Origin of the sequence: Bradyrhizobium guangxiense (assembly GCF_004114915.1) — a bacterium.
In the GTDB taxonomy this organism is placed as follows: Bacteria; Pseudomonadota; Alphaproteobacteria; order Rhizobiales; family Xanthobacteraceae; genus Bradyrhizobium; species Bradyrhizobium guangxiense.
Genome location: NZ_CP022219.1, coordinates 6,000,078 through 6,022,628, shown reverse-complemented (window position 1 = coordinate 6,022,628; position 22,551 = coordinate 6,000,078). Strand labels below are relative to the sequence as shown.

Below are 22,551 nucleotides of genomic sequence, written 5' to 3'. Positions count from 1 at the left end.
GCAAGTTCGATTGCCATGAATCGTCCGATAGGTAATCTTGCGTCAGGCTCCTCGCGCGCGCCGGAAGGACGGTGCTGCTATTTTTGAAGGCACGGAAATGTATTGTGCCGCGTGTCAGTCGGCGATCGACCCAGGCCATAGCTGGTGCTCCAAATGCGGCATGGCCGTGCGGCGCTCCGAACCGGACAGCGAACGGCGGTTCGTGACGATTCTCCGCGCCGACGTCGTGGACTCGACCGAACTTGTTGCCGATCTCGATCCGGAGGAGGCAGTCTCGCGCCTGGAGCCGGCGCTGGCTGCCATGAGGGCTGCGGTGCGTCAGTTCGGAGGCATCGTCAGCAAGGAATTGGGCGACGGGCTCTCTGCGGTGTTCGGTGCTCCGATCGCGGACGACAATCATGCACCCCTGGCTTGCCACGCGGCGATCGAGCTGGTCCGACGCGTTGCCAGCCTCGGCGACCCCGGACTTCAGGTCCGGGTCGGCCTCCACTCGGGCCATGTCGTTGCCTACATGGTCGCCAGTGAGTTTTCGAAGGTCTACGAGATCGGCGGGGCTGCCCAGCATCTGGCGGCCCGGCTGGAGGCCGCGGCCGAGGCAAATCAGATCTATGTGTCGAAGGCCTGCCAGGAGCTCGCCGAAGGGCACGTCCGATTCGAGTTTCTGGGGGGGAAGCTGCTACGCGGCTTCAACCAATCCGTACCGGTCTACCGGATCGTGGGAGCGAGTGATCTGTCGAGCTGGCGGGTGCGGCGCGCGCGCAGCGTCTCGCGGTTTGTCGATCGGACCACCGAGCGGGCATTACTGGCCCGTGCAGTCGAGAGCGCCGGAACGGGCAGGCAGACAGTTCTGCTGCTGGGCGATGCCGGCATCGGCAAGTCGCGGCTCGCGCATGAGTTTGTCCAGGAGCTCAGGTCCGACGGCTGGCGCCTGATCGATGCCGAGTGCAGCCCGAATCTCCAGGGGGCTCCGTTCAGCACGCTCAAGCGCCTCTTGCTCTCGGCCCTTGAGGCGGCCACCAAGGAATCCGGCAGTCCCTCAGATCCCCGGAAAGATCTGGACGAGATTCAGCGTTGCGCCCTCGACGCCGTGCTAGATATTCCGATTGCGAATCCGCAGTGGAATCAGCTCGAGCCTCACGCCCGGGGGCGAGCCATCCTCGAGGTAAGCTGCGCTATCATCGAGACCATTGCTCGTCGCCAGCGAACGGTGCTGCTGCTCGAGGATCTGCACTGGATCGACCGGGCCAGCGATACGGTCGTGGCCGCGATCGCTTCGCTTCAGGCGCCCAACCTTCTCGTGCTCCTCACGTCCCGGCCCAACGGCATGCCGGTATGGATCGCGCGCTGCCGCGCCGAGGTCGTTGCGCTTCAGCCCCTCGACGACGATTCGGGGTTGGCCATGTTGGCCGATATGCTCGGTCCTTCCACAGCGAACGACGATTTGAAGCACCGGATCATTTCGCATACGGCCAATGTGCCTCTGTTCATCGAGGAGGTCTGCCGCGGGCTTCGGGACAGCGGAACGCTCCGCGGCCAATGGGGCGATCTGGCGTTGATGCGTCCGATCGAGGAACTCGGCATTCCCTCGAGCATTCAGGGAGTGATTGCCGCGCGGCTCGATCGCGTGTCGCGGCAGGAGCGGTCCGTCTTGCAGGTCGCGGCTGCGCTCGGCCCGCGATCGAGCGTTGCCGTGCTGCGCACGCTGCTCGATCTGTCCGAGGACAACCTGCAGGATTGCCTTGCCGCGCTCGATCGCGCCGAATTGCTGGTGAGGATCGACAGCGAGTTGGGGGACGTGCTCGAGTTTCGGCACGAGATGGTCCGTCAGGTGACCTATGACTCGATGGTCGAGAAATTGCGCGAAGACATTCACGCGCGCATTCTTGCGAGGCTGGAGAGCGACGAGGCGGGCGCGGATGAGCCCGACGCGCTGTGCTATCACGCGGTGCGCGCCCGCGATTGGCTCAAGGCGTTCAGCCACGGCAGGAGCGCGGGACGAAAATGCTTGACCCGCTCGGCGTTTTCGGACGCGGCCAGCTATTTCGAGATCGCGATGAGCTCGCTCGACAAGACGCCGATGACGCCTTTGCGGGAGATGGAAGCCATCGATTTGCGGACGGAAGCGCGTGCGGCGTTCATCGCGTCCGGCCAGGTGACCGAGTGGCTGGATCTTGGAAAAGAGGCTGAGCGGCGGGCGGGGGCGATCGATGACATCGGACGCAAGGTCGCCGCCATGACGGTCCGGGCCGGCGCACAAAACTTCTTCGGAGCGCCCGTCGAAGCGGTCGCAGTTTCGGAAGAGGTGGTTCGCCTTGCGGAAGAGTGGGGCAATGCGGGGTGGCTCAATCTCGCGCGATACGGTCTCGGGCAGGCGTATTTTCTTGCCGGCCGCTATCGCGAAGCAGTGCGTACGTTGGCCGTGGCTTGGGCCCAGTTGGAGGGGCCGCAAGCCAGCGCTCCGATCGGCACCACCCCACGATCTCTCCTTCTCCTCTGCTGCATGATGAAGAGCTTCACCCACACCGTGATGGGTGAGCTCGAGGCCGCCGAGCAGCTCCAGCACCAGGCCGCGGCGATCGCCGAGGAGACGGGGCGTCCCTACGACCGCGTCGCCGCCGCCTATAGCGGCGGCTGGCTGAAGCTCGGCCGGGGCGACCCAGCGGCGGCCGCGGCCATTCTCGAAGACGGTTTCGTACTGGCGCAGAAGCACGGCATCCGGCTGTTCGTGCCGGTACTCGCCTGCCACCTCGGCATCGCCTATCTGGAGCAGGGGCTGTTCGACCGGGCGCGCGGCATACTGACGGAGGCGCGCGAGGAGGCGAGGGCGGTTGGCTATACCTCGGCTGTGCTGCGCAGCTCGATCTACCTCGCGCTCGCGACATGGCGCCTCGGCGATGCGACGGCGGCGCAGAACATGCTGCGCGAGGCGCGCAATACCGCCCGCCAGCAGGGGTTTTCGGGCCTCGAGGCCGAGGCCCTGGTCGGCGAAGCCGTCGTGACGCCCGCTACGGGCGAGGACAACAAGGCGGCTATCCTGGCGTCCCTGCGCGCAGCGATCGCGATCGCCTCCGAAAGCGGCGCGCTGCCGCTGCAGCATAAGGCCGAGGCGATGCTGAACGAAGTGCTGGCGCGCGGCGGCGAGTTGATCTGACGCCGCGCCCGGCCGGTCCGTCGACTGGTGCCGCGAGGGCGATCGATGGCCGAATCTCAAATAAATCTCGCAATTAACTCAATGAGTTAGCTACTGTGCATGGGGTTGTTTTTCGATATTTTGATCAGGCGCCGCGTCCCGGCGGCCGTCGGGTGCGCCCCGCTCGCCGCCATGACGAGCCCCTTGCACGCAGGCCAAGCTGGGCTACCGTTCGTACCAGCCGCAAGGCGAAGTGACTTTTGATGATTGTTTTTTAGCATCCGATTTGACGGCGCCGCGATGGCGCGACGCCCAGCGAGAGAGGCGGGGCCATGATTGCCCGGGACCAGTCAGCTCTGTTGTCGCCGGTCGAGCGCGACCTGCGGCTCGATCTCTTCCGTGGAGTCGGCCTGTGGATGATCTTCCTCGACCACATCCCGCAGGACGTCGTGGCCTGGCTGACCTTGCGCAATTACGGCTTCAGCGACGCCGCCGAATTCTTCGTGTTCATCTCGGGCTACCTGGTCGGCTGGATCTACGGGCCCGTCATCGCCGGCGGCTGGTTTCTCGCGGCCGCCAAGCGGCTGTGGCGGCGCGCGGCTGAACTATATGTCGCCCACATCATGCTGTTCCTGCTGTTCACGGCGCAGATCGCGCGGACCGTGCGCCGCTTCGACAATCCGATGTACGCGCACGAGTTCAACGTGTTCAATTTCCTGGCGCATCCGGACGAACTGATCGGGCAGGCGATCGTGCTGAAATACAAGCCGGTGAACCTCGACGTGCTGCCGCTCTACATCGCGCTGGTGGTCGCCTCGCCCGTCGTCGTGTGGTGCCTGGTGCGCCGGCCGAACCTGACGCTTGCCGGCTCTATCCTGCTCTACGTCCTGTCGCGCTGGTTCGACTGGAACATCGCCTCCTATCCGCCCGGCACGAAATGGTATTTCAACCCGTTCTGCTGGCAGCTGATGTTCGTGTTCGCGGCCTGGTGCGGCATCGGCCAGGTCGACACCATTGCTAGATGGGTCTGGTCGAAGACAACGATGGTCTTGGCGGCGGCCTGGCTCGTCTTCGCCTTTCTCATCGTGATGACCTGGCACGTCCATGCGCTCGAGGCGCTGATCCCGAAATGGATGATCAAGGCGATCTATCCGATCGACAAGACCAACCTCGACATGTTGCGCCTGACGCATTTCCTCGCATTGGCGATCTGGGTCACGCACTTCCTCTCGCGCAAATGGCGGGCGCTGCATGGGATCTGGCTGCGCCCGATCATCCTCTGCGGCCAGCATTCGCTGCCGATCTTCTGCCTCGGCGTCTTCCTGTCATTCTCGGCGCACTGGATCCTGACGCAGTACACCAGGGGAATCTGGGAGCAGCTTGCCGTCTCTGCCCTCGGCATCGTCATCATGATCGGTGCGGCCTGGCTGCTCGACCGCGCCGAGCGCGTGCCGGAACTGTTCGTGAAGGTGACCGAGGTCGAGGAGCAGGAGGCGGTCCCGGACAGCGCGCCGGCGACGGCCCCCGCCGCGGCGCGCGCGGCGCATTGAGCGTCGCCGGCCGGTAGTCTCGTCGAGAAGTCCAACGGAGAGATCCATGTCCAGACGTGTATTGACGATCGCCGGCGTCCTCCTGCTCATGGTCTGCGGCGCCTCCGCGCAAGCACCCGCGCCCGAGGCGATGACCGCATCCCGCAAGCTCGTTCTCACCCTGGGGATCGCGAACCAGTATCGCGCGCAGCTGCCACAGCTCCTGCTCAGGCTCCGACCCGTGGTCGCGCAGGACCGGCCGGAGATCGAGCGCGACTACGACGCGATGACGGCGCCCGGCGCCGAGATCTACGCCCCGTTGCTGGCATCGCTGATCGACCAGATCGCGGCGCTCTATGCCCAGAACTTCAGTCTGGACGAGCTGCGTCAGATCGAGGCGTTCTATGCCCAGCCCACGGGCAAGAAGTTCCTGGAGAAGTCGGACGCGCTGGCACAGGCCAGCGCGCAAATCGGCCAGGAGGTCAGCCAGAAGGCGGCCGACGAGCTGAAGCAGCGCCTGATCGAGGCGCTGCGCCAGAAGGGCCACAAGCTCTGAAAGCGTAGCGCGCGGCTCAGGCCAGGAACGCGCGGAACCGGCGCTGGGCAATCACGAAGAAGACGCCGCCGATCACGGCGAGCGCGACCAGCTGCAGCCACACCGCCTCGAGGCCCGCGCCGCGGAACAGGATCGCCTGGGCCAGCATCACGAAATGCGTGTTGGGCGCCGCCAGCATGATGTCCTGGACGAATTGCGGCATGCTCTCCCGCGGCGTCATGCTGCCCGACAGGGTCTGCAGCGGCAGCAGGATCATGATCAGGAGCATGCCGAACTGCGGCATCGATCCGGCGACGGTCGCAAGAAAGATGCCCATGCTGGTGGTGGCAAACAGCTGCAGCGCGGCGCCCACGAGGAACAGTGCGAGCGAGCCGTCGATCGTGACCTCGAGCCATCCCTTGACGACAAAGGCGATCGACAGCGCGGAGGCGACCAGCACCACGGCTCCCATCGACCAGACCTTGCTCACCATGATCTCCAGCGGCGTGACCGGCATCACCAGGAGGTGCTCGATCGTGCCATGCTCGCGCTCGCGGATCAGCGCCGCGCCGGTCAGGATGATCGAGAGCATCGTGATCGAGGTGATCACGTGGTCGATGGCGCCGAACCAGGATTTCTTCAGCTCCGGATTGAATCGTGCCCGCAGCGCCAGCTCGATCGGCACGGTCTGGGCACCCCGCGTGTGCGCCAGGAATTCGGCTATTTCCGCGCTGACGATCTGCTCGACATAGCCGCCGCCGTTGAATGCCTGCGAGATGCGCGTCGCATCGACGTTGAGCTGGATCGTGGGCGATTTGCGCGCCAGCAGGTCACGCTGGAAGTCGGGCGGGACGTCCAGCGCGAAAGTGTCGAGGCCGGCGTCCATCCTCCGGTCCATCTCGTATTGCGAGATCAGGCGCGGCTCGGAGAAATAGGGCGTCGTGAACGCCATCTCGATGCGGGTCGAGATCGGCGAATGGTCTTCGTCGACGACCGCTATCGCGGCGCGGTTCAACGTTTCCGGCAGCGCCCTGGCGCCGGCATAGACGGCCAGCGTGAAGGAATACACGATCAGCACGAGCAGCATCGGGTCGCGGACGAGACCGCGCAGTTCCTTGATGCCGAGCTGAAATACGTTGTCGAAGCGCATGGTCAGCGGGCCTGTTTCTTCAGCAGCATCGAACCGGCAATCACCAGGACCGGCACCATGATGGCGAGCGCCAAGAGATCGTTGTGGAGGGTGTCGAACCCCAGGCCCTTTGAGAAGGTGCCGCGCGAGATCGTGACGAAATAGGTGGTGGGGTAGATCCGCCCGATCAGGGCACCAAGTCCCTGGAGCGATGAAACAGGGTCGATCAGTCCGGAATACTGGATGGCCGGAATCAGCGTGACCAGGACAGTGCCGAACAAGGCCGCGATCTGGCTGTTCATGAACGCCGAGATCACCAGCCCCATGCCGGTCGTCGCCGTGACGTAGAGCAGTGCCGCAAGAGCGTAGGTCGGAAAGCTCCCGGTGAAGGGGACCCGGAAGACTGCGAGGGCAAAGGCGACCAGGAGGAGGAAGTTGCCGAAGGCCAGCACGACATAGGGCAGCTGCGTGCCGAGCAGGAATTCCAGCCGCGTCACCGGCGTCACGTAGAAATTGACGATCGAGCCGAGCTCCTTCTCGCGCACGACTGCGAGGGCGGCGAGCACGGCCGGAATCATGACCAGTAGCAGCGGGATGATGCCGGGCGCCATGGCGACGACGCTGATGACATCGGGATTGTAGCGGTAGCGCAGCTGGAGCTGGAAGGCGCCGGCGATCGCCGCCTCGCCGTAGAGCTCGCGGCCCTTTTGCGCGAGCCAGGAGGCGTGGATCGCCTGCGCGTAGGAGCGCAGCGTTTCGGCCCGTGTCGGATTGGCGCCGTCGACCCAGGCGCCGACCTCGACATGGCGGCCGCGGCTGACGTCGCGGCCGAAGCCCGGCGGCAGCTCGATGGCGAGGCCGATCTCGCCGGCGCGCATGCGGCGGTCGAGATCGGCATAGTCGATGATCGGGGATTTCTCTGCGAAATAGCGCGAGCCTGCGATCTGAAGGCTGTAGTCGCGGCTGATCGCGCTGTCGTCGCGGTCGAGCACGGCGAAGGTCAGGTTCTCGACGTCCATGCTGATGCCGTAGCCGAGCACGAACAGCAGCAGCACGCTGCCGAGGATCGCGAGCGTGGCGCGGATCGGATCGCGCCGCAGCTCGAGCGCCTCGCGGCGCGAATAAGCGAGCATGCGGGTCGGGTTGAACGTCATGCCGCGCTTGCGCGGCGCCGCCGTCCCCTCCGCCGGCATGGCCGGTGCGGCCGTCGGCTGGCCGGCGGCATCCGGGGTGTCGGCGATCGCCTCTTCCAGGCAGGCGATGAAGGCCTGCTCCAGCGTCGTGGTGCCGCGCGCAGCCACGATCGCCGCGGGCGTGTCCGAGGTCAGCACCTTGCCGGCATGCATCAGCGAGACCCGGTCGCAGCGCTCGGCCTCGTTCATGAAATGGGTTGAGACGAAGATGGTGACGTTGTCCTTGCGGGAGAGCTCGGCGAGGATCTGCCAGAAGTGGTCGCGCGCGATCGGATCGACGCCGGAGGTCGGCTCGTCGAGGATGAGGATGTCGGGCGCATGGATCATGGCGACCGCCAGCGACAATCGCTGCCGCAGGCCGAGCGGCAGCGCATCGGGCAGCGCGTCGGCGACGTCGGCAAGCTCGAATCGGGCGATCATCTCGTCGATGCGCGGGGCGATGGCTTCGGCCGGCAGCTCGAACAGCCGCGCATGCAGGTTGAGATTTTGCACGACCGTGAGCTCCGAATAGAGCGAGAAGCCCTGCGACATGTAGCCGATGCGCCGCCGCACCGACATGTCGCCGGCATCGATGGTGTTGCCGAATAGCCGCGCAGTGCCTTCGCTCACCGGCAGGAGGCCGGTGAGCATCTTCATGGTCGTTGTCTTGCCGCATCCGTTCGAGCCGAGAAAGCCGAAGATCTCCCCCTTCCTGATGCGGAAGCTGACGTCGTCGACGGCCACGAAACCGTTGAACCGCCGGGTGAGATGATCGGCCTCGATCGCGATCTCGTCATGGTCCTCGGCGCGCGGGGGGATGACGACGTCGGCATGGTTGCTACGATCCGCATCGGGCAAGAGGCGGATGAAGGCCTCGTCGAGCGTCTCGGCTCCGGTCTGCCGCTTGAGTTCGGCGGGCGTTCCGGTCGCCAGCACGCGGCCGGCATTCATCGCGATCAGGAAGTCGAACTGCGCGGCCTCTTCCATATAGGCGGTCGAGACGATCACGCTCATGCCCGGCCGGCTGTCGCGGATCGAAGTTATCAATTCCCAGAACTGACGGCGAGACAGCGGATCGACGCCGGTGGTCGGCTCGTCCAGGATCAAGAGCTCGGGATCGTGGATCAGGGCGCAGCACAGGCCGACTTTCTGCTTCATGCCGCCGGAGAGATTTGCCGCCGGCCGGTCGGCGAAGGGCGTCAGTCCGGTGTCGCGCAGCAGGCCGGCGATCCGCCTGTTCCGTTCGGCCCTGTCGTGTCCGAACAGGCGGCCGAAGAAGTCGATATTCTCGAACACCGACAGCGTCGGATAGAGATTCTTGCCGAGCCCCTGCGGCAGGTAGGCGATATCAGGGCATACGTTCCGGCGGTGCCGCGAACTGGCCATGTCGCCGCCGAGCACGTAGACGCGTCCCTGCTGGATCGCACGCGCACCGGCGATCAGCGAGAGCAGGCTCGATTTGCCGACGCCGTCGGGGCCGATCAGTCCGACCATGCAGCCGGATGGCAGGTCGAGCGTGATCGCATCCAGTGCGCGGGTCTTGCCGTAGCTCAGGCCCACGTCCTCGAGGCGCACCACGCTGCCGCGCGCGGCAGCTGGCTCGGCTGCGGCCGTCGTGCTCATCTCGTCAGCTTGATCTTGAGGTTGTCGGGCCATTGCGCGGCCGGATCGAGCTGCACATAGGCCATGCCGGGCAGGCCTGTCTTCACTTGCTCGATGTGCTGGCGCAGCAGATCGGGCGCGATATGCGCCTTGACACGGAACATCAACTTCTGGCGTTCCTCCTCGGTCTCGACGGTCTTGGGCGTGAACTGCGCGACGTCGGCGACGAAAGTGGCCTTGGCAGGGATCACATATTGCGGGATGGCGTCCAGCACGAGCCGGACCTCGGCGCCGATCGCGACGCGGCCGGCCGCCGCTGTCGGCAGGAAGAACGTCATGTAGACGTCACCGAGGTCGACCATGTTGAGAACGCGGCCTCCGGCGGCGAGCACCTCGCCGGGCTGCGACACGCGATACTGAACGCGGCCGTCGCGCGGCGCCTTCAGCACGCTGTCATTGAGGTCGGCATTGATGCTTTCGATCGCGGCCTTGGCGGCGTCGACTGCGGCGCCGGCGTCGATCACCATGGCGCGGGAGGAACTGATCGCGGCTTCCGATGCCGCGACCTGGGCCTGGGACGCGGCGAGTGCCGCCTTTGCCGTGGCGTTGGCGGAGCGATCGTCGTCCAGCACCTGCTGCGACACCGCGCTGGTCTTGATCAGCTGCTCGGACCGATCGAGCTTGCGACTCGTGGTGTCGAGCTGGGCCATGCGCTGGTCGACGACGGCTTCGGCGGCCTTGCGTTCGGCTTCGCGCTGGTTCACCAGGCTCTTGGCTGTCTCCACGTTGATCGTTGCGCGCTGAAGCTGCGCGTCGGCCTGGCGGCGCTGGGCCTGCAATTGCTCGGTGTCCATTCGGGCCAGAATCTGACCGGCGCGGACGAAATCGCCTTCGTTGACCAGGATCTCGCCAATCCGTCCCGGCGTCTTGGTCGCGATGTCGATCTCGACCGCTTCGATGCGGCCGTTGCCGCGGGCGAAGCCTGCCGGCAGCGGGTTGGAATCGCGGTGCTGCCAATAGTAATAGCCGCCACCCGCGAGCAGAATGGCGATCGCGGCGACGACCCGACCGGGTGTAAAGTTCATCTGTTCATCACGCCGTGCGGCGGCGTCCACTGTTGAGACGTACGCCCCCGCCGCTGATCGCGCGGAAGGGACGGTCGCAACATTGCAGCGAAATTTTGCACCGCAACTTGATGCAGATCAGACGGCGGCGCGAAGCGGTCCTGCCGCTATTTTGGGCCATCTGTCGCCGCTCGTCCGCCCTGATTGGTCAGGCGGACGAGCGAGGCTTGCTGAACCGATTGCTGTTGGCGCGATCAGGGCCGTCTCACTTCACAAGCGGGCAGCCGCCATCTTTCAGCGGGCGGAACGCCTGGTCGGCAGGCACCTCGGCGAGCAGCTTGTAGTAATCCCACGGCCCCTTCGATTCCTCCGGCTTCTTGACCTGGAACAGGAACATGCTGTGCACCATGCGGCCGTCCTCGCGCAGCACGCCGTTGTCGGTGAAGGCGTCGCGCACCGGCAGCTCGCGCATCTTCGCCATCACCGTCTTGGTGTCGCGGGTGCCGGCGGCCTGCACCGCCTTGAGGTAATGCAGTGTTGCGCTGTACGTCGCCGCCTGGTTCATCGTCGGCATGCGCTTGACGCGCTCCATGAAGCGCTTGCCGAAGCCGCGGGTCTTGTCGTTGAGATCCCAGTAATAGGCTTCAGTAATGATCAGGCCTTGCGCGAGCTTCAAGCCCAGGCTGTGCACGTCGGAGATGAACATCACGATCGCGGCCAGGTTCTGGCCGCCGGCGACGATACCGAACTCGCCGGCCTGCTTGATCGCATTGATGGTGTCGCCGCCGCCGTTGGCGAGGCCGATGATCTTGGCCTTGGACGCCTGGGCCTGGAGCAGGAACGAGGAGAAATCCGCCGTATTGAGCGGATGCTTGACGCTGCCCAGCACCTTGCCGCCCGCGGCCTTGACGACATCACCGGTATCGCGTTCGACCGAATGGCCGAACACGTAGTCGGCGGTGAGGAAGAACCAGGTGTCGCCGCCGTTCTTGACGATGGCGCTGCCCACTGTGTGCGCGTTGGCGTAGGTGTCGTAGGTCCAGTGCGCCGTATAGGGCGAGCACGATTTGCCGGTGATGTCGGAGCTCGCCGCATCCGTCACGATCATGACTTTCTCGTACTGCTTCGACAGCTCCATCACCGCAAGCGCGGTCGCCGACGTCGGCAGATCGATGATCATGTCGACGCCTTCGGTCTCCCACCATTTGCGTGCGATGGTGGAGGCGACGTCGGGCTTGTTGAGCACGTCGGCCGAGACCATCTCGATCGGCTTGCCGAACATCTGACCGCCGAAATCCTCGATCGCCATTTTGGTGGCCTCGACATTCCCCATGCCGCCAATGTCGGAATAGACGGAGGAGAAGTCGGAGAGCACCCCGATCTTGAGCGGCGCCTGCTGGGCGAGGGATGGATTGATGGCGAGCGATGCGAGCCCGGCCGCGAAGGCGGCACGCATAATAATCCGGCACATGGTATTTCCTCGAATTTTCTAATTGATGCGCCGGTTCAGATTGCCTCGGCGCATCGGCAATTCTTGCGTAACGACGTCGCGCATGCGAGCCGAATTGACGCGGCCCATCGCCCCGACTAGCTTTTGCGCAAACATCGGAAGCCCGCAAAGGCAACGGCCTGGCCAATGCTCCGCGGCTTTCCGGCAGATTACCAATTCGGGGGACGGAAATGACCTGCGACACCACAGCTACCATCTCGAAAGCCCGCGAGCATTCCATCGGCGATCTCCTACGCCGGTCGGCGGGCCGCGAGCCGAGCAAGCTCGCGGTGAGCTGCGGCAGCATGAGCTGGACCTTTGCCGAGATGGATGCGATCTGCAACCGGCTCGGCCGCGGCCTGCTCGGTCTCGGCGTCAAGAAGGGTGATCGCCTCGCGGTGCTCTCGCGCAACTCGCATGCGTTTGCGGCGCTGCGTTTTGCGGTGGCGCGGATCGGGGCGGTGCTGGTGCCGATCAATTTCATGCTCAACCCAGACGAGATCAATTTCATCCTCAGGAGTTCGGGCGCCAAGCTGCTCGCGACCGGCCCCGATTTCGTCGAGCCGGCGAAGGCCGCGAGCGCCAAGGATTGCGCAGTCGAGAAGATGATCTGGCTGCCGGGGGAGGATCCAGCCACGGCGCCCGTGGGCCTCACCACCTTCGACGATCTGCTTCATGCCGACGGCTCGTTTCTGGAGGTGTCGGTCGACAGCCGCGATCTCGCGCAGATCGTCTACACCTCAGGCACAGAATCGCTGCCCAAGGGCGCGATGCTGACCCATGAAGCCGTGATGTGGCAGTATGTCAGCTGCATCATCGATGGCGGCATGAACGTGGAGGACAAGTTGCTCCACGCCCTGCCGCTCTATCACTGCGCCCAGCTGGACGTGTTCCTGGGGCCGCAGATCTATCTCGGCGCCTCCGGCGTCATCACCGGCAAGCCCACGGCCGACAACATTCTGGCGCTGATCCAGGCGCACAAGATCACGTCCTTCTTTGCACCGCCGACGATCTGGATCGCGATGCTGCGCTCGCCGAATTTCGACAAGACCGATCTGGCGACGCTGCAGAAAGGCTATTACGGCGCCTCGATCATGCCGGTGGAAGTATTGCTAGAACTGCAGCGCCGCTTGCCGAATGTAAGATTCTGGAACTTCTACGGCCAGACCGAGATCGCGCCGCTCGCGACCGTGCTGCGTCCCGAGGACCAGCTGCGCAAGGCAGGCTCGGCCGGCAAGCCCGTGCTCAATGTCGAGACGCGCGTGGTCAATACGGCGATGGAGGACGTCAAGGTCGGCGAAGTCGGCGAGATCGTGCACCGCTCGCCGCATCTGCTCTCCGGCTATTACAACGATCCCGTCAAGACCGCGGCGGCGTTTGCGGGCGGCTGGTTTCACTCTGGCGATCTCGCCACGATCGACGACGAGGGCCACATCACCGTGGTCGATCGCGTCAAGGACATGATCAAGACCGGCGGCGAGAACGTCGCCAGCCGCGAGGTCGAGGAGATGGTCTATCGCATCCCGGGGGTCTCCGAGGTCGCCGTGGTCGGCCTGCCCGATCCGCGCTGGATCGAGGCGGTGACCGCCATCGTCGTGGTCAAGAGCGGCGAGACGCTGGACGAGGAGGCCGTCATCAAGCACTGCGCCGGCCAGATGGCACATTTCAAGGTGCCCAAGCGCGTCATCTTCGTCGATGCCTTGCCGAAGAATCCGAGCGGCAAGCTGCTCAAGCGCGAGCTGCGCCAGCGCTTCGTCGGCGGCGAGACGCTGGACAAGGCGGTGCAGAAGAGCTTTGGCACCTGAGACGGAGCGCTTTTCATGAAAGCCTGACGGGTCGCGCGCGACACGTTGCGCAGCGGCCGCCGTACGGCGCGGCGACTCAGTACTTCTTCACCGCCGCCCCGAAGGCCAGCCAAAGCGCCATCGAGGCGAGGCCGAAGCCGCCGAGCAGCAGGAAGGTCGGCCCGTAGCCGATCCATTGCGCGATCCAGCCGCCGATCGCGGGGCTGAGGCTGGCGCCGACGCCCTGGACCGTGATCACGGCGCCCTGGCCGAGATTGATGCGGCCGGTGCCGTTGAGCGCGCGTGCGACCATGCCGGGAACGGCGACCGTCTGCAGCCCGGTGCCGATGCCGTCGAGCACCTGCATCGGCACCACCCCCCACCATCCCGTGACGAAGAAGGCGAGCACGCCACGAACGGGCAGGAACATGAAGGACACCAGGATGATCGGCCAGTAATTGCGCTTGCTCGCGGCCTTCATCGCGATCAGCGAGGTCACGATCATCACGCCCTGCGCGATCACCACGGTGGTCGCGACGAAGCTCGGGCCGTTGGCCTGTCCTTCGGCGACAGCCGCAAGTCCGTAGAGCGGAACGATCGCCGCATTGCCGAGATGAAATACCGCGAGCGCCAACGCCAGCACCAGCAGCGCCTTGTGCTTGAGTAGCATCGTCATCGCGTCCGGCGGAGCCTTGGAATCGTCTTCCTTGCTGCCGCGCGCAGCATGGTCGTCGATGGCCTTGGCGGGGATCATCATCACGCAGGCGATCGCGATGGCGCCGAACACGGCCGCCAGCACGAACACAGCGACATAGCCGTATTTGTAGCCGAGATAGCCCGACAACGCCGCACCGACCATGTTGCCGGCGTGGTTGAAGGCCTGATTGCGGCCGTTCAGGGCGTTGAAGCCCTTCTGCTTGGCGATGCCGAGCGTGATGCCCGTCACCGCCGGCACGATGGCGGCGCTCGCCAGCGACTGCGCGACTTGCGAGAAAGTCACGGCCCAGAAATTCTGCGAGATCAGGATGATCGCGGAGGCGAGAACGACGCAGATGCCGGGAATGACGACCCATAGCCGCTTGTTACGGCTGGAATCGATGAAGCCGCCGATCGGCGTCGTGATCAGCATGCCCGCGACATTGCCGATCGTCATCGTCGTGCCGATCAGCCCGGTCACCCAGCCGCGCTCCTGCAGGAAGACGCCGACGAACGGACCGATGCCCGACTGCATGTCGGCCATGAAGAAGTTGAGCGCGAAAAGGGGCCAGAGGCGGGATGGGGAAGGGGACCGCGATGTCATCGAAACTCGAACATGCTCTTTCGTGTGTCGTGATCCCTTGGGTCATTCGTTTAGGCGTCGACCTGAACGTAACGGGCGCTCGCCGCGTTAGTTCCAGCCGAGCCCTGCGGCTCGTCGGCCTTGCCGACGGCTCGTTCGCAATGTCATCTTGCGATCTTTCCCCGGGAGCCCGAGCCATGCCTTTCTGGACCTGCGAAACCTGCGGCGCGCAATTCCCGAACGGCGGAAATCCGCCCGTCTCCTGCGTGATCTGCGAGGACGAGCGGCAGTTCGTGAACTGGAAAGGGCAGAGCTTTCTCACGCGCGAAGAGCTTGCGCGGGCGCACCGACTGGTGGGACGCGACGATCTCGGCCTCACCGGCATCGGCCTGGAGCCGAGCTTCGCCATCGGCCAGCGCGCGTTGCTGGTGCCTCAAAGCGACGGCTGCGTCATGTGGGATTGCATTCCGCTGGCAACCGATGACGCCATCCAATATGTCGCAGCACTCGGCGGATTGAAGGCGATTGCGATTTCGCATCCGCACTATTACGGCGCGGCCGCCGACTGGAGCGATACTTTCGGCGGCGTGCCGGTCTATCTGCATGCCGACGATCGCGCTTTCGTCACGCGGCCGCATTCCTCGATCGTGCACTGGACCGGCGAAAGTCACCGCATCTCCGACGATCTGCTGGTGCTGCGCACCGGCGGTCACTTCGCCGGTGCCACCATGCTGCATTCGGCGCGGAGTGCCGGGGGCAGGGGTGCGCTGCTCGCTGGCGACATCGCACAGGTGACGATGGACCGCCGCTTCGTCAGCTTCATGTACTCCTATCCCAACTACATGCCGCTCAACGCCGCGGCGGTGCGGCGGATCGCGGCCGCCGTCGAGCCGCTCGCCTTCGATCGCATCTATGGCGCGTGGTGGGGGCGCAACATTGCCAGCGACGCCAAGGCCGCCTTCGCGGCGTCGGTTGCGCGTTATCTGGCGGCCATCGCCTGAGCCGGATTTATCTTGCCGGTTTCTAATAACTGTACTATATGTACAGTTATGTTATAGCTGCAACGGCGCAGCTGCGGGTCCGGCATGATCGATGCATCGTGCAGCCGCGGCCCTCGGCGGCCGCGCGAGCGGGAGTTGGACGCATGACGGCGCAGCGGGATTACGAGATTTTCGAGGCCGGCGACGTCACGCTGCAGTCCGGGGCCGTCTTTCCCTCGATGAAGCTCGCCTACAAGACCTATGGCACGTTGAGCCCGGCCAGGGACAACGTCATCTTCTATCCGACCTCGTTCAGTGCGCAGCACACCGACACCGAATGGCTGATCGGGCCCGACGGCGTGCTCGATCCCACGCGTTACTTCATCATCATCCCGAACCTGTTCGGCAACGGCCTGTCGTCCTCGCCCTCGAATACCGCGCCGCCGTTCCCCGAAGTGACCTATCACGATGCCATTGCGGTCCAGCACCGACTCCTCACCGAGCGCTTCGGCATTTCGAAGCTGGCGCTCGTCTATGGCTGGTCGATGGGCGGCATGCAGGCCTATCACTGGGCAGCGCTGCATCCCGATATGGTGGCGCGCGCTGCGGTGGTCTGCGGCAGCGCGCATTGCGCGCCCTACAATTACGTCTTCCTCGAAAGCGTGAAGGCCGCGCTGACCGCCGATCCCGCCTTCCGCGACGGCCGCTTCGCCGAGAAGCCGGTCGCCGGCTATCGCGCCATGGGGCGCGTCTATGCCGGCTGGGCGATGTCGCACGGCTTCTATCGCGACGAGCTCTGGCGCGAGGCCGGCTTCACCTCGCTGGAGGATTATCTCGTCCGCACCTGGGACGCGACGTTTGCCCGGCGCGACGCCGATGATCTCTTGGCGCAGATCGGCATCTGGCAGAACGGCGATATCAGCCGCTGTACGACCTTCGCAGGCGATTTCGATCGCGCGCTGGCCGCGATCAAGGCCCATATGCTGCTGATGCCGGGCGCGACCGATCGCTATTTCGACGTTCGCGACAACGAGGACGAGCTCGGCCGGCTGGTGAACGCGACATCGGCCGTGCTGCATCCGATCCCGTCGCTGCACGGCCATCGCGCCGGCAACCCCGTCGGCAATCCGCGCGACAAAGCCTTCATCAAGGCCGAGATCGCGGCGCTCCTCGCCAAGTGACCTCGACAAGTGACCTCGCCAAGCAACACAGGCAATCGAACATGACTGACGCGACCGTTTCCGAGCCCGGCCATCGCCTGAAGCCGCTGAGCCCGGCCATGCTGCGGGAATTGTCGATGCGCTCCAACCTTAGGGGCAGCATGCAAAGCCTCGGCCATTACGGCATAATCGTGCTGGGCGGCGCGCTGATCTGGAGAGTGTCCTCGACGTGGGACGTGCTCTGGGCGTTGCCGTTGATGGCGCTGCAGGGCTATGTCGTCGCCTTCCTGTTCATGGCGGTGCACGAGACCGCGCACAAGACCGCGTTCAGGAGCCGCGGCCTCAATCTCGCCGTGGGCCATCTCTCGGCCTTCATCATCGGATTGCCTTACGAATATTACTGCCTGTTTCACTGGGACCATCACCGCTACACCCAGGATCCGGCCAGGGATCCCGAGCTGATCGTCGGGGTGAAGCCGACATCCGACACGCAGCTGGCGCTCGCTTATAGCGGCCTGCTCCAGGTCGCCGGTCGCCTCCGGCTGATGCTCGGTCATGCGGTCACCGGCAAGGTCACCGTGCCCTGGATCCCCGACAGCAAGCGCGCCGTTATCGTGCGAGAGGCGCGTGTCTATGCCTCGCTCTATGCCCTGCTGCTTGCACTCTCGCTGTGGTTCTCGTCAGCGCTGCTGCTGTGGGTCTGGATCGTCCCGCTTATCATCGGGCAGTTCTTCCTGCGGCCCTATCTCTATGCCGAGCACACCGGTTGCGAGCGCACCCGCAGCGCGTTCCAAAACACCCGAACCACCTACACTGCGGCGATCGTCAAATGGATCGCGTGGAACATGCCCTACCATGTCGAGCACCACGCCTATCCCTCGATTCCCTTTCACGCGCTGCCGAAGCTGAACGAGATCGTCGACGGCGAGATCGTCCATCGCGGCCGCGGCTACATCAGGACGACCCGCCAGACCTGGGCCTGGTTTCGCCGAGAGCGGCAGGCCAGCCAAGTCAACGCGCGCCGGTGAAGGCTCCGTTTGCCGGCTTCCGATAGCAAGCTTTACGACGTGTTCATTGCGCTTGCGCACGGCGCGGAGCATTGCGGTACCGTCCCGCTCGCGCGTTGCGGGAATTCCCTCAAAATCAATCACTTGAGCACTGTGAAAACGTACCTAAGGAATCCTTACCGATCGGGAAAGTTTTAGCCGTCTTGTATTCATAACCAAGCGAGGCCGCTGCTCTAAGCGTTGCAGCCATCAACGCCGAAGAGGTCTGGAGAGATTGGTGATGAGTGCGACGCGAGGCCGGCTTCTGGTGGTCGACGACGATCTGGTGCAGCGCGTTCTAATCGGCAAGATCGGGGCGAAGCTCGGCTATGAGACGGTCGTTGCATCTTCCTATGAGGCCGCAACCGAGCTTCTGTCGCGCGAGGCCTTCGAGGTCATGGCGCTCGACCTGTCGCTCGGCGAGCGGGACGGCGTGGAGCTGCTGCGCTTTGTCGCCGAGCGGGGCCTCCGCGCAATGTCGATCGTGATCATCAGCGGCTGCGATCAGCGCATCATGAAGGCCACACGCAGGGTCGCGAACGGGTTGAAGCTGCCGATCGGCGGATGCCTGACCAAGCCGCTCGATCTGAACCGCTTGCGCAGCGCGCTCGAATTGCCGCAGCGCGCGCCGCTGGCGGCAACATCCATCTCACCGCAATTTCGGATCACGCCAGAGCGGATCATGCGCGGCCTCGCCGACCGCGAATTCTTCGTGGAATTTCAGCCGAAGATCGCGCTCGAGACCGGAAGGGTCGTCGGCGCCGAGGCGCTCGCACGCTGGCGCACCGCCGAATTCGGCATGGTCTCGCCCGTGGTCTTCATTCCGGTCGCGGAGCAGGCCGGCCTCATGCGCGAGGTGACTGATTGCATCCTGTCATCGGCGATGTCGCAGGGCCGCAAGCTGATCGAGCGCAATCCCGGCTTCACCATCGCGGTCAACATCTCGGGCTCGCTGATGTCGGATCTGACCCTGCCCGACCGGATCGAGGAGATCCTGCGCCGCGAAAACATCTCGCCGACGTCGCTGACCGTGGAGATCACCGAAACCTCGGCGATGGCCGACGTCGAACGCGCCAACGACATCCTGGTGCGGCTGCGGATCAAGAAGATCGGAACGGCGATCGATGATTTCGGCACCGGCTATTCGTCGCTGGCGGCCCTGGCGCGGCTGCCGTTCAGCGAACTGAAGATCGACCAGTCCTTCGTCAAGGGCTGCGAATCCGACGACGACATGATGAAGATCGTCGATGCCTCCGTGGCGCTAGCGAAGGCGTTCAATATGAAGGTCGTGGCCGAGGGCATCGAAAGTCCTCAAGCGCTCGACATCATCCGCCGGATCGGTTGCGACGTCGCCCAGGGCTTCCTGTTTGCTCCGTCGCTGCGTTGCTCGCGCGCCGAACGATGGATCTCCGAGCGCAATGCTCTTGCGGACGAGCAGGCCGCTTCCGCGGCGCCGACGGCTCTCGCAAGCTGAGACGACGAACCCCGGTCGCTGAGCGGCCGGGGTTGCGCCAATCGATGCAGAAGGGCTCAGTAGATCCCGTAGGCGCAGACGTTCACGACGCGCACGCGCAGGCCGTGACGGGTCTGGACCAGGCGTTCCTGGTAGCAATTGCTGACGCCGGTGTTGACGTAGATGCCGCCATAGCCCCAACCCGGGCCCCAGCCATGACCCCAGTGATGGAAACCGTGAGCCGAAGCGGCGGTGGGGGCGAGAGCGGCAACGCCGAGCGAGCCGGCGGCGATCAGACCAAGAGCAAGCTTACGAAACATCTTCATTCTCCATTTGGCGCTAGGGCCATTGTTGCGTCCCTACATCTCGGTCGAGACGAGATGCGATCGCGTTCACAGGCGAGGTGGAGAATCGTGTTTCAGGATTGTTTCGTGGGCTTGCGGCAAAATGTGCCGCGGTCAGGCTTTTCGCACCGCGCAATAGCGCTTAGCCATGGCTTGCGTCATCTCGGCCATTTTGTCGCGCAGATCGGCGGGCTCCAGCACTTCGGCCTCGGGGCGGAGCCGCAACAATTCGGCCGCGGCGTGCCAGGATGTCCTGCCGACCGGCACGCGCGCAGTGCGCCAGCCGTCGGCATCGGCGGTCTCTTCCAATAGCGTGCGCGTCTTGACGTAGGGCTGGCTCAGCGCGTCGAGCAACTTGACGCCGAACGGCGACAGCCGCACGACTGCGACATTCGGATGCATCTCCGCCTCAAGGCGAAGTGTCGCGGTCTGCCAATAGGCGGCGAGATCGAAATCGGCAGGCCGATCGAAGCGGTCGTCGAGCGCCGTGCAGTCGAGCACGCGAGCGACGCGATAGGTGCGCACGTTGCCGTCGACCTGCCCCGCGAGATACCAGCTGCCGCCCTTCAGCACGAGCCCGAGCGGCGCGAGGCGGCGCTGCTTCTCCGCGCGCCAGCTCTGGTAACGGATCCTGATCAGCGTGCCGCGCAGCAGCGCGCCGGCAATCGTGCGCAGATGCTTCGGCTCTTCCGCCTCGCCGAACCAGCCCGGCGCATCCAGGTGAAAGCGCTCCTGCATCCGGCTGGCATCCTGGCGCAGATGGGCGGGCAGCGCCGCCATCAGCTTGTTCTGGGCGGCGATCATCGCCGCATCGAGCCCGAGCGCCGCGGCGGGGCCCGGCAGCCCCGCGAGGAACAGTGCCCCGGCCTCGGTCTCCGACAGCCCGTTGAGCCGCACGCGATAGCCGTCGAGCAGGCGATAGCCACCCTCCGCGCCGCGGTCAGCATAAACAGGAACGCCGGAGGCCGCGAGCGCATCGATATCGCGATAGATCGTGCGCACCGAGACCTCGCAGGCCTCCGCGAGCTCGGGCGCGGTGACCTGCCCCCTGGCCTGGAGAGTGGTGAGGATCGACAGCATCCGGCTCGCGCGCATGCGCCCTTAAACCATACCTGACACAGGATGTCAGGTATGGTTCGCTAGAGATGGCGCCTCGCCCGACCGCCCCCCGAGGAGACTGCCATGACCGATCCGAACCCCATCACGCTGTATTACTCGCCGCAAAGCCGCGCCACCGGCACGCGGGTGCTGCTGGAGGAACTGGGCGCGCCCTACGATCTCCATGTCCTCAACATGAAGGCCGGCGAGCAGCGCCAGCCCGGCTATCTCGCCATCAATCCGCTGGGCAAGGTGCCGGCGGTCCATCATCGCGGAGAGCTCGTGACCGAGCAGGTCGCGATCACCATCTATCTCGCCGATCTCTTCCCGCAGGCAGGTCTGACGCCCGCGCTGAACGATTCCTTGCGCGGTCCATATCTGCGCTGGATTGCCTATTACGGCGCCTCGTTCGAGCCGGCGCTGATCGACAAGTTCATGCAGCGTGAGCCGGCCCCGATCACGCAGTCGCCTTATGCCGACTACGACACCATGCTAGGGGCGCTTGAAGCGCAGCTGTCGAAGGGGCCGTATCTGCTCGGCGAGCGCATGACGGCCGCGGACGTGCTGTGGGGCGTCGCCTTCAACTGGACCATGATGTTCGGCATCGTGCCGAAGAAGGACGTCTTCGTCCGCTATGCCGAGCGCATGACCGCGCGTCCGGCGTTCCAGCGCATCACTGCGGCCGACGAGGAGATGGCCGCACAGCATGCGAAGGCGTCGGGTGCGTAAAGGCATTTGTGTTGATGCCGACAGGCGCGCCTCAATCTCCGCTGTCGTCCCGGGCAAGCGTCAGCGCGGGCCCGGGACCCATACGCCGCAGCGATAGTTTTGCGAAGACCTGGAGTGACCAGCCCTGCGCCACAACCACTCGTCGTGGCTATGGGTCCCGGATCTGCGCGCTTGAGGCGCGCTTGTGCGGGACGACAGTGGAGTATGAGGCGCCCCCTCGTACTCCCTGACCGCCTTCTCAAAACCGCGGCGCCCTCTTCTCCGCAAACGCCTTGATGCCTTCCTTGATCTCGTCACCGCGCATGCTGTCGCGGTGGCGCTGGTCGGCGGCGTCGGCGTCGAGCTCGCCGCGGGCGAACTCGTTGATCGCGCGCTTCATGCCGCGCATGGCTTGCGGCGCGTTGCCGGCGAGAATGTCGGCGAGCTTGTCGACTTCCTCGTCGAGCGTCTCTTCCGGTACCATGGCGGTGAGGTAGCCGATCCGCAGCATCTCCGGCGCGCTGATCTTTTGCGCGGTCAGGAACAATCTTTTCGCGTTGTCGACGCCGAGCCGGGTGACGTAGCGCTTGATGCCGCTCGGGTAATAATGCAGCCCGAGCCGCGCCGCCGGCATGAACATCTCGGCGCTGTCGACGCCGATGCGGAAATCGCAGGCGAGTGCGAGATCAGTCGAGCCGCCATAGACGCCGCCGTTGAGCCGGCAGATCGTCGGTACGCCGAGATCTTCCAGCCGGTTGACGACCGCCTCGAAGGCAGAGCCCGCGCTCTGCTGCTCGGTTGCGCTGACGGCACGCTCGGCAACCGAGTTGAGGTCATAGCCGGCCGAGAACGCGCGGCCGGTGCCGGTCAGCACCAGCACGCGAATGGCTGGATCGGCCTCCACCACGTCGAACAGTCTGACGAGCTCGTCGAGATCCTCCGCCTGGAGCCGGTTGAGATGCTTTGGCCGGTTGAGGCGGATGGTCGCGCGCGCGCCGTTGGTTTCGAGCACGGGGCTGGATGCCGCGTCGGCTGTGTCCGACATTCTT

At 64.9% G+C, this 22,551-nt stretch carries 17 protein-coding genes; 9 read left to right on the top strand and 8 right to left on the bottom strand.

Annotated features, from left to right (window positions below):
- The first annotated feature begins 97 nt into the window (after window positions 1–97).
- The 3 genes from X268_RS28860 to X268_RS28850 all read left to right on the top strand — a co-directional run bounded on the left by X268_RS28860 (window position 98) and on the right by X268_RS28850 (window position 5,215).
- A complete protein-coding gene (locus X268_RS28860; protein ID WP_128929420.1) occupies window positions 98–3,151 on the top strand; it encodes an ATP-binding protein in 3,054 nt (1,017 codons plus the stop codon).
- A 311-nt stretch (window positions 3,152–3,462) separates the two neighbouring features.
- Window positions 3,463–4,680: an OpgC domain-containing protein gene (locus X268_RS28855; RefSeq protein WP_128928079.1), complete on the top strand. Its 1,218-nt coding sequence runs from the start codon at window positions 3,463–3,465 to the stop codon at window positions 4,678–4,680.
- Window positions 4,681–4,726: 46 nt separating this feature from the next.
- Complete coding sequence (locus tag X268_RS28850; protein WP_128928078.1) at window positions 4,727–5,215, top strand: DUF2059 domain-containing protein; 489 nt, start codon at window positions 4,727–4,729, stop codon at window positions 5,213–5,215.
- A 16-nt stretch (window positions 5,216–5,231) separates the two neighbouring features.
- Here the strand turns inward: X268_RS28850 and X268_RS28845 are convergent, their stop codons facing one another.
- The 4 genes from X268_RS28845 to X268_RS28830 form a co-directional block, all read right to left on the bottom strand.
- Window positions 5,232–6,344, bottom strand: a complete 1,113-nt coding sequence (locus tag X268_RS28845; RefSeq protein WP_128928077.1) for an ABC transporter permease — start codon at window positions 6,342–6,344, stop codon at window positions 5,232–5,234.
- A 2-nt stretch (window positions 6,345–6,346) separates the two neighbouring features.
- Window positions 6,347–9,118 carry a ribosome-associated ATPase/putative transporter RbbA gene (gene rbbA, locus X268_RS28840; protein WP_164937976.1) on the bottom strand — a complete coding sequence of 924 codons (2,772 nt, stop codon included), beginning with the start codon at window positions 9,116–9,118 and terminating at the stop codon, window positions 6,347–6,349.
- Entirely contained in the window at window positions 9,115–10,182 is a 1,068-nt protein-coding gene (locus tag X268_RS28835) for an HlyD family secretion protein (RefSeq protein ID WP_128928075.1), read from the bottom strand. The genes rbbA and X268_RS28835 overlap by 4 nt, the downstream gene beginning before the upstream one ends.
- 244 nt (window positions 10,183–10,426) lie before the next feature.
- A complete protein-coding gene (locus X268_RS28830) occupies window positions 10,427–11,632 on the bottom strand; it encodes an ABC transporter substrate-binding protein (protein WP_128928074.1) in 1,206 nt (401 codons plus the stop codon).
- Between the two features lie 209 nt (window positions 11,633–11,841).
- On the opposite strand from X268_RS28830, the gene X268_RS28825 reads away from it, so the two are divergent.
- Window positions 11,842–13,455, top strand: a complete 1,614-nt coding sequence (locus X268_RS28825; protein WP_128928073.1) for an acyl-CoA synthetase — start codon at window positions 11,842–11,844, stop codon at window positions 13,453–13,455.
- A gap of 76 nt (window positions 13,456–13,531) precedes the next feature.
- Here the strand turns inward: X268_RS28825 and X268_RS28820 are convergent, their stop codons facing one another.
- Entirely contained in the window at window positions 13,532–14,734 is a 1,203-nt protein-coding gene (locus X268_RS28820; RefSeq protein ID WP_128928072.1) for an MFS transporter, read from the bottom strand.
- A 176-nt stretch (window positions 14,735–14,910) separates the two neighbouring features.
- Here X268_RS28820 and X268_RS28815 point away from each other — a divergent pair, with 176 nt between their 5' ends.
- The 4 genes from X268_RS28815 to X268_RS28800 all read left to right on the top strand — a co-directional run bounded on the left by X268_RS28815 (window position 14,911) and on the right by X268_RS28800 (window position 19,373).
- Window positions 14,911–15,714 carry an MBL fold metallo-hydrolase gene (locus X268_RS28815; RefSeq protein ID WP_128928071.1) on the top strand — a complete coding sequence of 268 codons (804 nt, stop codon included), beginning with the start codon at window positions 14,911–14,913 and terminating at the stop codon, window positions 15,712–15,714.
- Window positions 15,715–15,857: 143 nt separating this feature from the next.
- Window positions 15,858–16,874, top strand: coding sequence for an alpha/beta fold hydrolase (locus X268_RS28810; RefSeq protein WP_128928070.1), 1,017 nt, complete (start codon window positions 15,858–15,860; stop codon window positions 16,872–16,874).
- A 41-nt stretch (window positions 16,875–16,915) separates the two neighbouring features.
- Window positions 16,916–17,881 (top strand): fatty acid desaturase, encoded by a 966-nt coding sequence (locus tag X268_RS28805; protein ID WP_128928069.1) that lies wholly within the window; start codon window positions 16,916–16,918, stop codon window positions 17,879–17,881.
- 259 nt (window positions 17,882–18,140) lie between these two features.
- Window positions 18,141–19,373: an EAL domain-containing response regulator gene (locus X268_RS28800; protein ID WP_128928068.1), complete on the top strand. Its 1,233-nt coding sequence runs from the start codon at window positions 18,141–18,143 to the stop codon at window positions 19,371–19,373.
- A 56-nt stretch (window positions 19,374–19,429) separates the two neighbouring features.
- On the opposite strand, the gene X268_RS28795 is transcribed toward X268_RS28800, so the two are convergent.
- A complete protein-coding gene (locus X268_RS28795; protein ID WP_128928067.1) occupies window positions 19,430–19,672 on the bottom strand; it encodes a hypothetical protein in 243 nt (80 codons plus the stop codon).
- Window positions 19,673–19,810: 138 nt separating this feature from the next.
- Window positions 19,811–20,791, bottom strand: a complete 981-nt coding sequence (locus tag X268_RS28790; RefSeq protein WP_128928066.1) for a helix-turn-helix transcriptional regulator — start codon at window positions 20,789–20,791, stop codon at window positions 19,811–19,813.
- Between the two features lie 87 nt (window positions 20,792–20,878).
- Between X268_RS28790 and X268_RS28785 the strand changes: the two genes are divergently transcribed.
- Complete coding sequence (locus tag X268_RS28785) at window positions 20,879–21,523, top strand: glutathione S-transferase family protein (protein WP_128928065.1); 645 nt, start codon at window positions 20,879–20,881, stop codon at window positions 21,521–21,523.
- A 238-nt stretch (window positions 21,524–21,761) separates the two neighbouring features.
- On the opposite strand, the gene X268_RS28780 is transcribed toward X268_RS28785, so the two are convergent.
- The gene (locus X268_RS28780; RefSeq protein ID WP_128928064.1) at window positions 21,762–22,547 is read right to left on the bottom strand and encodes an enoyl-CoA hydratase/isomerase family protein; all 786 of its coding nucleotides are present in this window, start codon (window positions 22,545–22,547) and stop codon (window positions 21,762–21,764) included.
- Window positions 22,548–22,551: the final 4 nt, after the last annotated feature.

What these genes read in the sequence shown, in the direction of transcription:
- rbbA (WP_164937976.1), bottom strand. Translation starts at nt 9,118, where the DNA reads ATGAGCACGACGGCCGCAGCCGAGCCAGCTGCCGCGCGCGGCAGCGTG.
- X268_RS28800 (WP_128928068.1), top strand. Translation starts at nt 18,141, where the DNA reads ATGAGTGCGACGCGAGGCCGGCTTCTGGTGGTCGACGACGATCTGGTG.
- X268_RS28845 (WP_128928077.1), bottom strand. Translation starts at nt 6,344, where the DNA reads ATGCGCTTCGACAACGTATTTCAGCTCGGCATCAAGGAACTGCGCGGT.
- X268_RS28855 (WP_128928079.1), top strand. Translation starts at nt 3,463, where the DNA reads ATGATTGCCCGGGACCAGTCAGCTCTGTTGTCGCCGGTCGAGCGCGAC.
- X268_RS28860 (WP_128929420.1), top strand. Translation starts at nt 98, where the DNA reads ATGTATTGTGCCGCGTGTCAGTCGGCGATCGACCCAGGCCATAGCTGG.
- X268_RS28785 (WP_128928065.1), top strand. Translation starts at nt 20,879, where the DNA reads ATGACCGATCCGAACCCCATCACGCTGTATTACTCGCCGCAAAGCCGC.
- X268_RS28795 (WP_128928067.1), bottom strand. Translation starts at nt 19,672, where the DNA reads ATGTTTCGTAAGCTTGCTCTTGGTCTGATCGCCGCCGGCTCGCTCGGC.
- X268_RS28850 (WP_128928078.1), top strand. Translation starts at nt 4,727, where the DNA reads ATGTCCAGACGTGTATTGACGATCGCCGGCGTCCTCCTGCTCATGGTC.
- X268_RS28830 (WP_128928074.1), bottom strand. Translation starts at nt 11,632, where the DNA reads ATGTGCCGGATTATTATGCGTGCCGCCTTCGCGGCCGGGCTCGCATCG.
- X268_RS28815 (WP_128928071.1), top strand. Translation starts at nt 14,911, where the DNA reads ATGCCTTTCTGGACCTGCGAAACCTGCGGCGCGCAATTCCCGAACGGC.
- X268_RS28790 (WP_128928066.1), bottom strand. Translation starts at nt 20,791, where the DNA reads ATGCGCGCGAGCCGGATGCTGTCGATCCTCACCACTCTCCAGGCCAGG.
- X268_RS28780 (WP_128928064.1), bottom strand. Translation starts at nt 22,547, where the DNA reads ATGTCGGACACAGCCGACGCGGCATCCAGCCCCGTGCTCGAAACCAAC.
- X268_RS28820 (WP_128928072.1), bottom strand. Translation starts at nt 14,734, where the DNA reads ATGACATCGCGGTCCCCTTCCCCATCCCGCCTCTGGCCCCTTTTCGCG.
- X268_RS28810 (WP_128928070.1), top strand. Translation starts at nt 15,858, where the DNA reads ATGACGGCGCAGCGGGATTACGAGATTTTCGAGGCCGGCGACGTCACG.
- X268_RS28835 (WP_128928075.1), bottom strand. Translation starts at nt 10,182, where the DNA reads ATGAACTTTACACCCGGTCGGGTCGTCGCCGCGATCGCCATTCTGCTC.
- X268_RS28825 (WP_128928073.1), top strand. Translation starts at nt 11,842, where the DNA reads ATGACCTGCGACACCACAGCTACCATCTCGAAAGCCCGCGAGCATTCC.
- X268_RS28805 (WP_128928069.1), top strand. Translation starts at nt 16,916, where the DNA reads ATGACTGACGCGACCGTTTCCGAGCCCGGCCATCGCCTGAAGCCGCTG.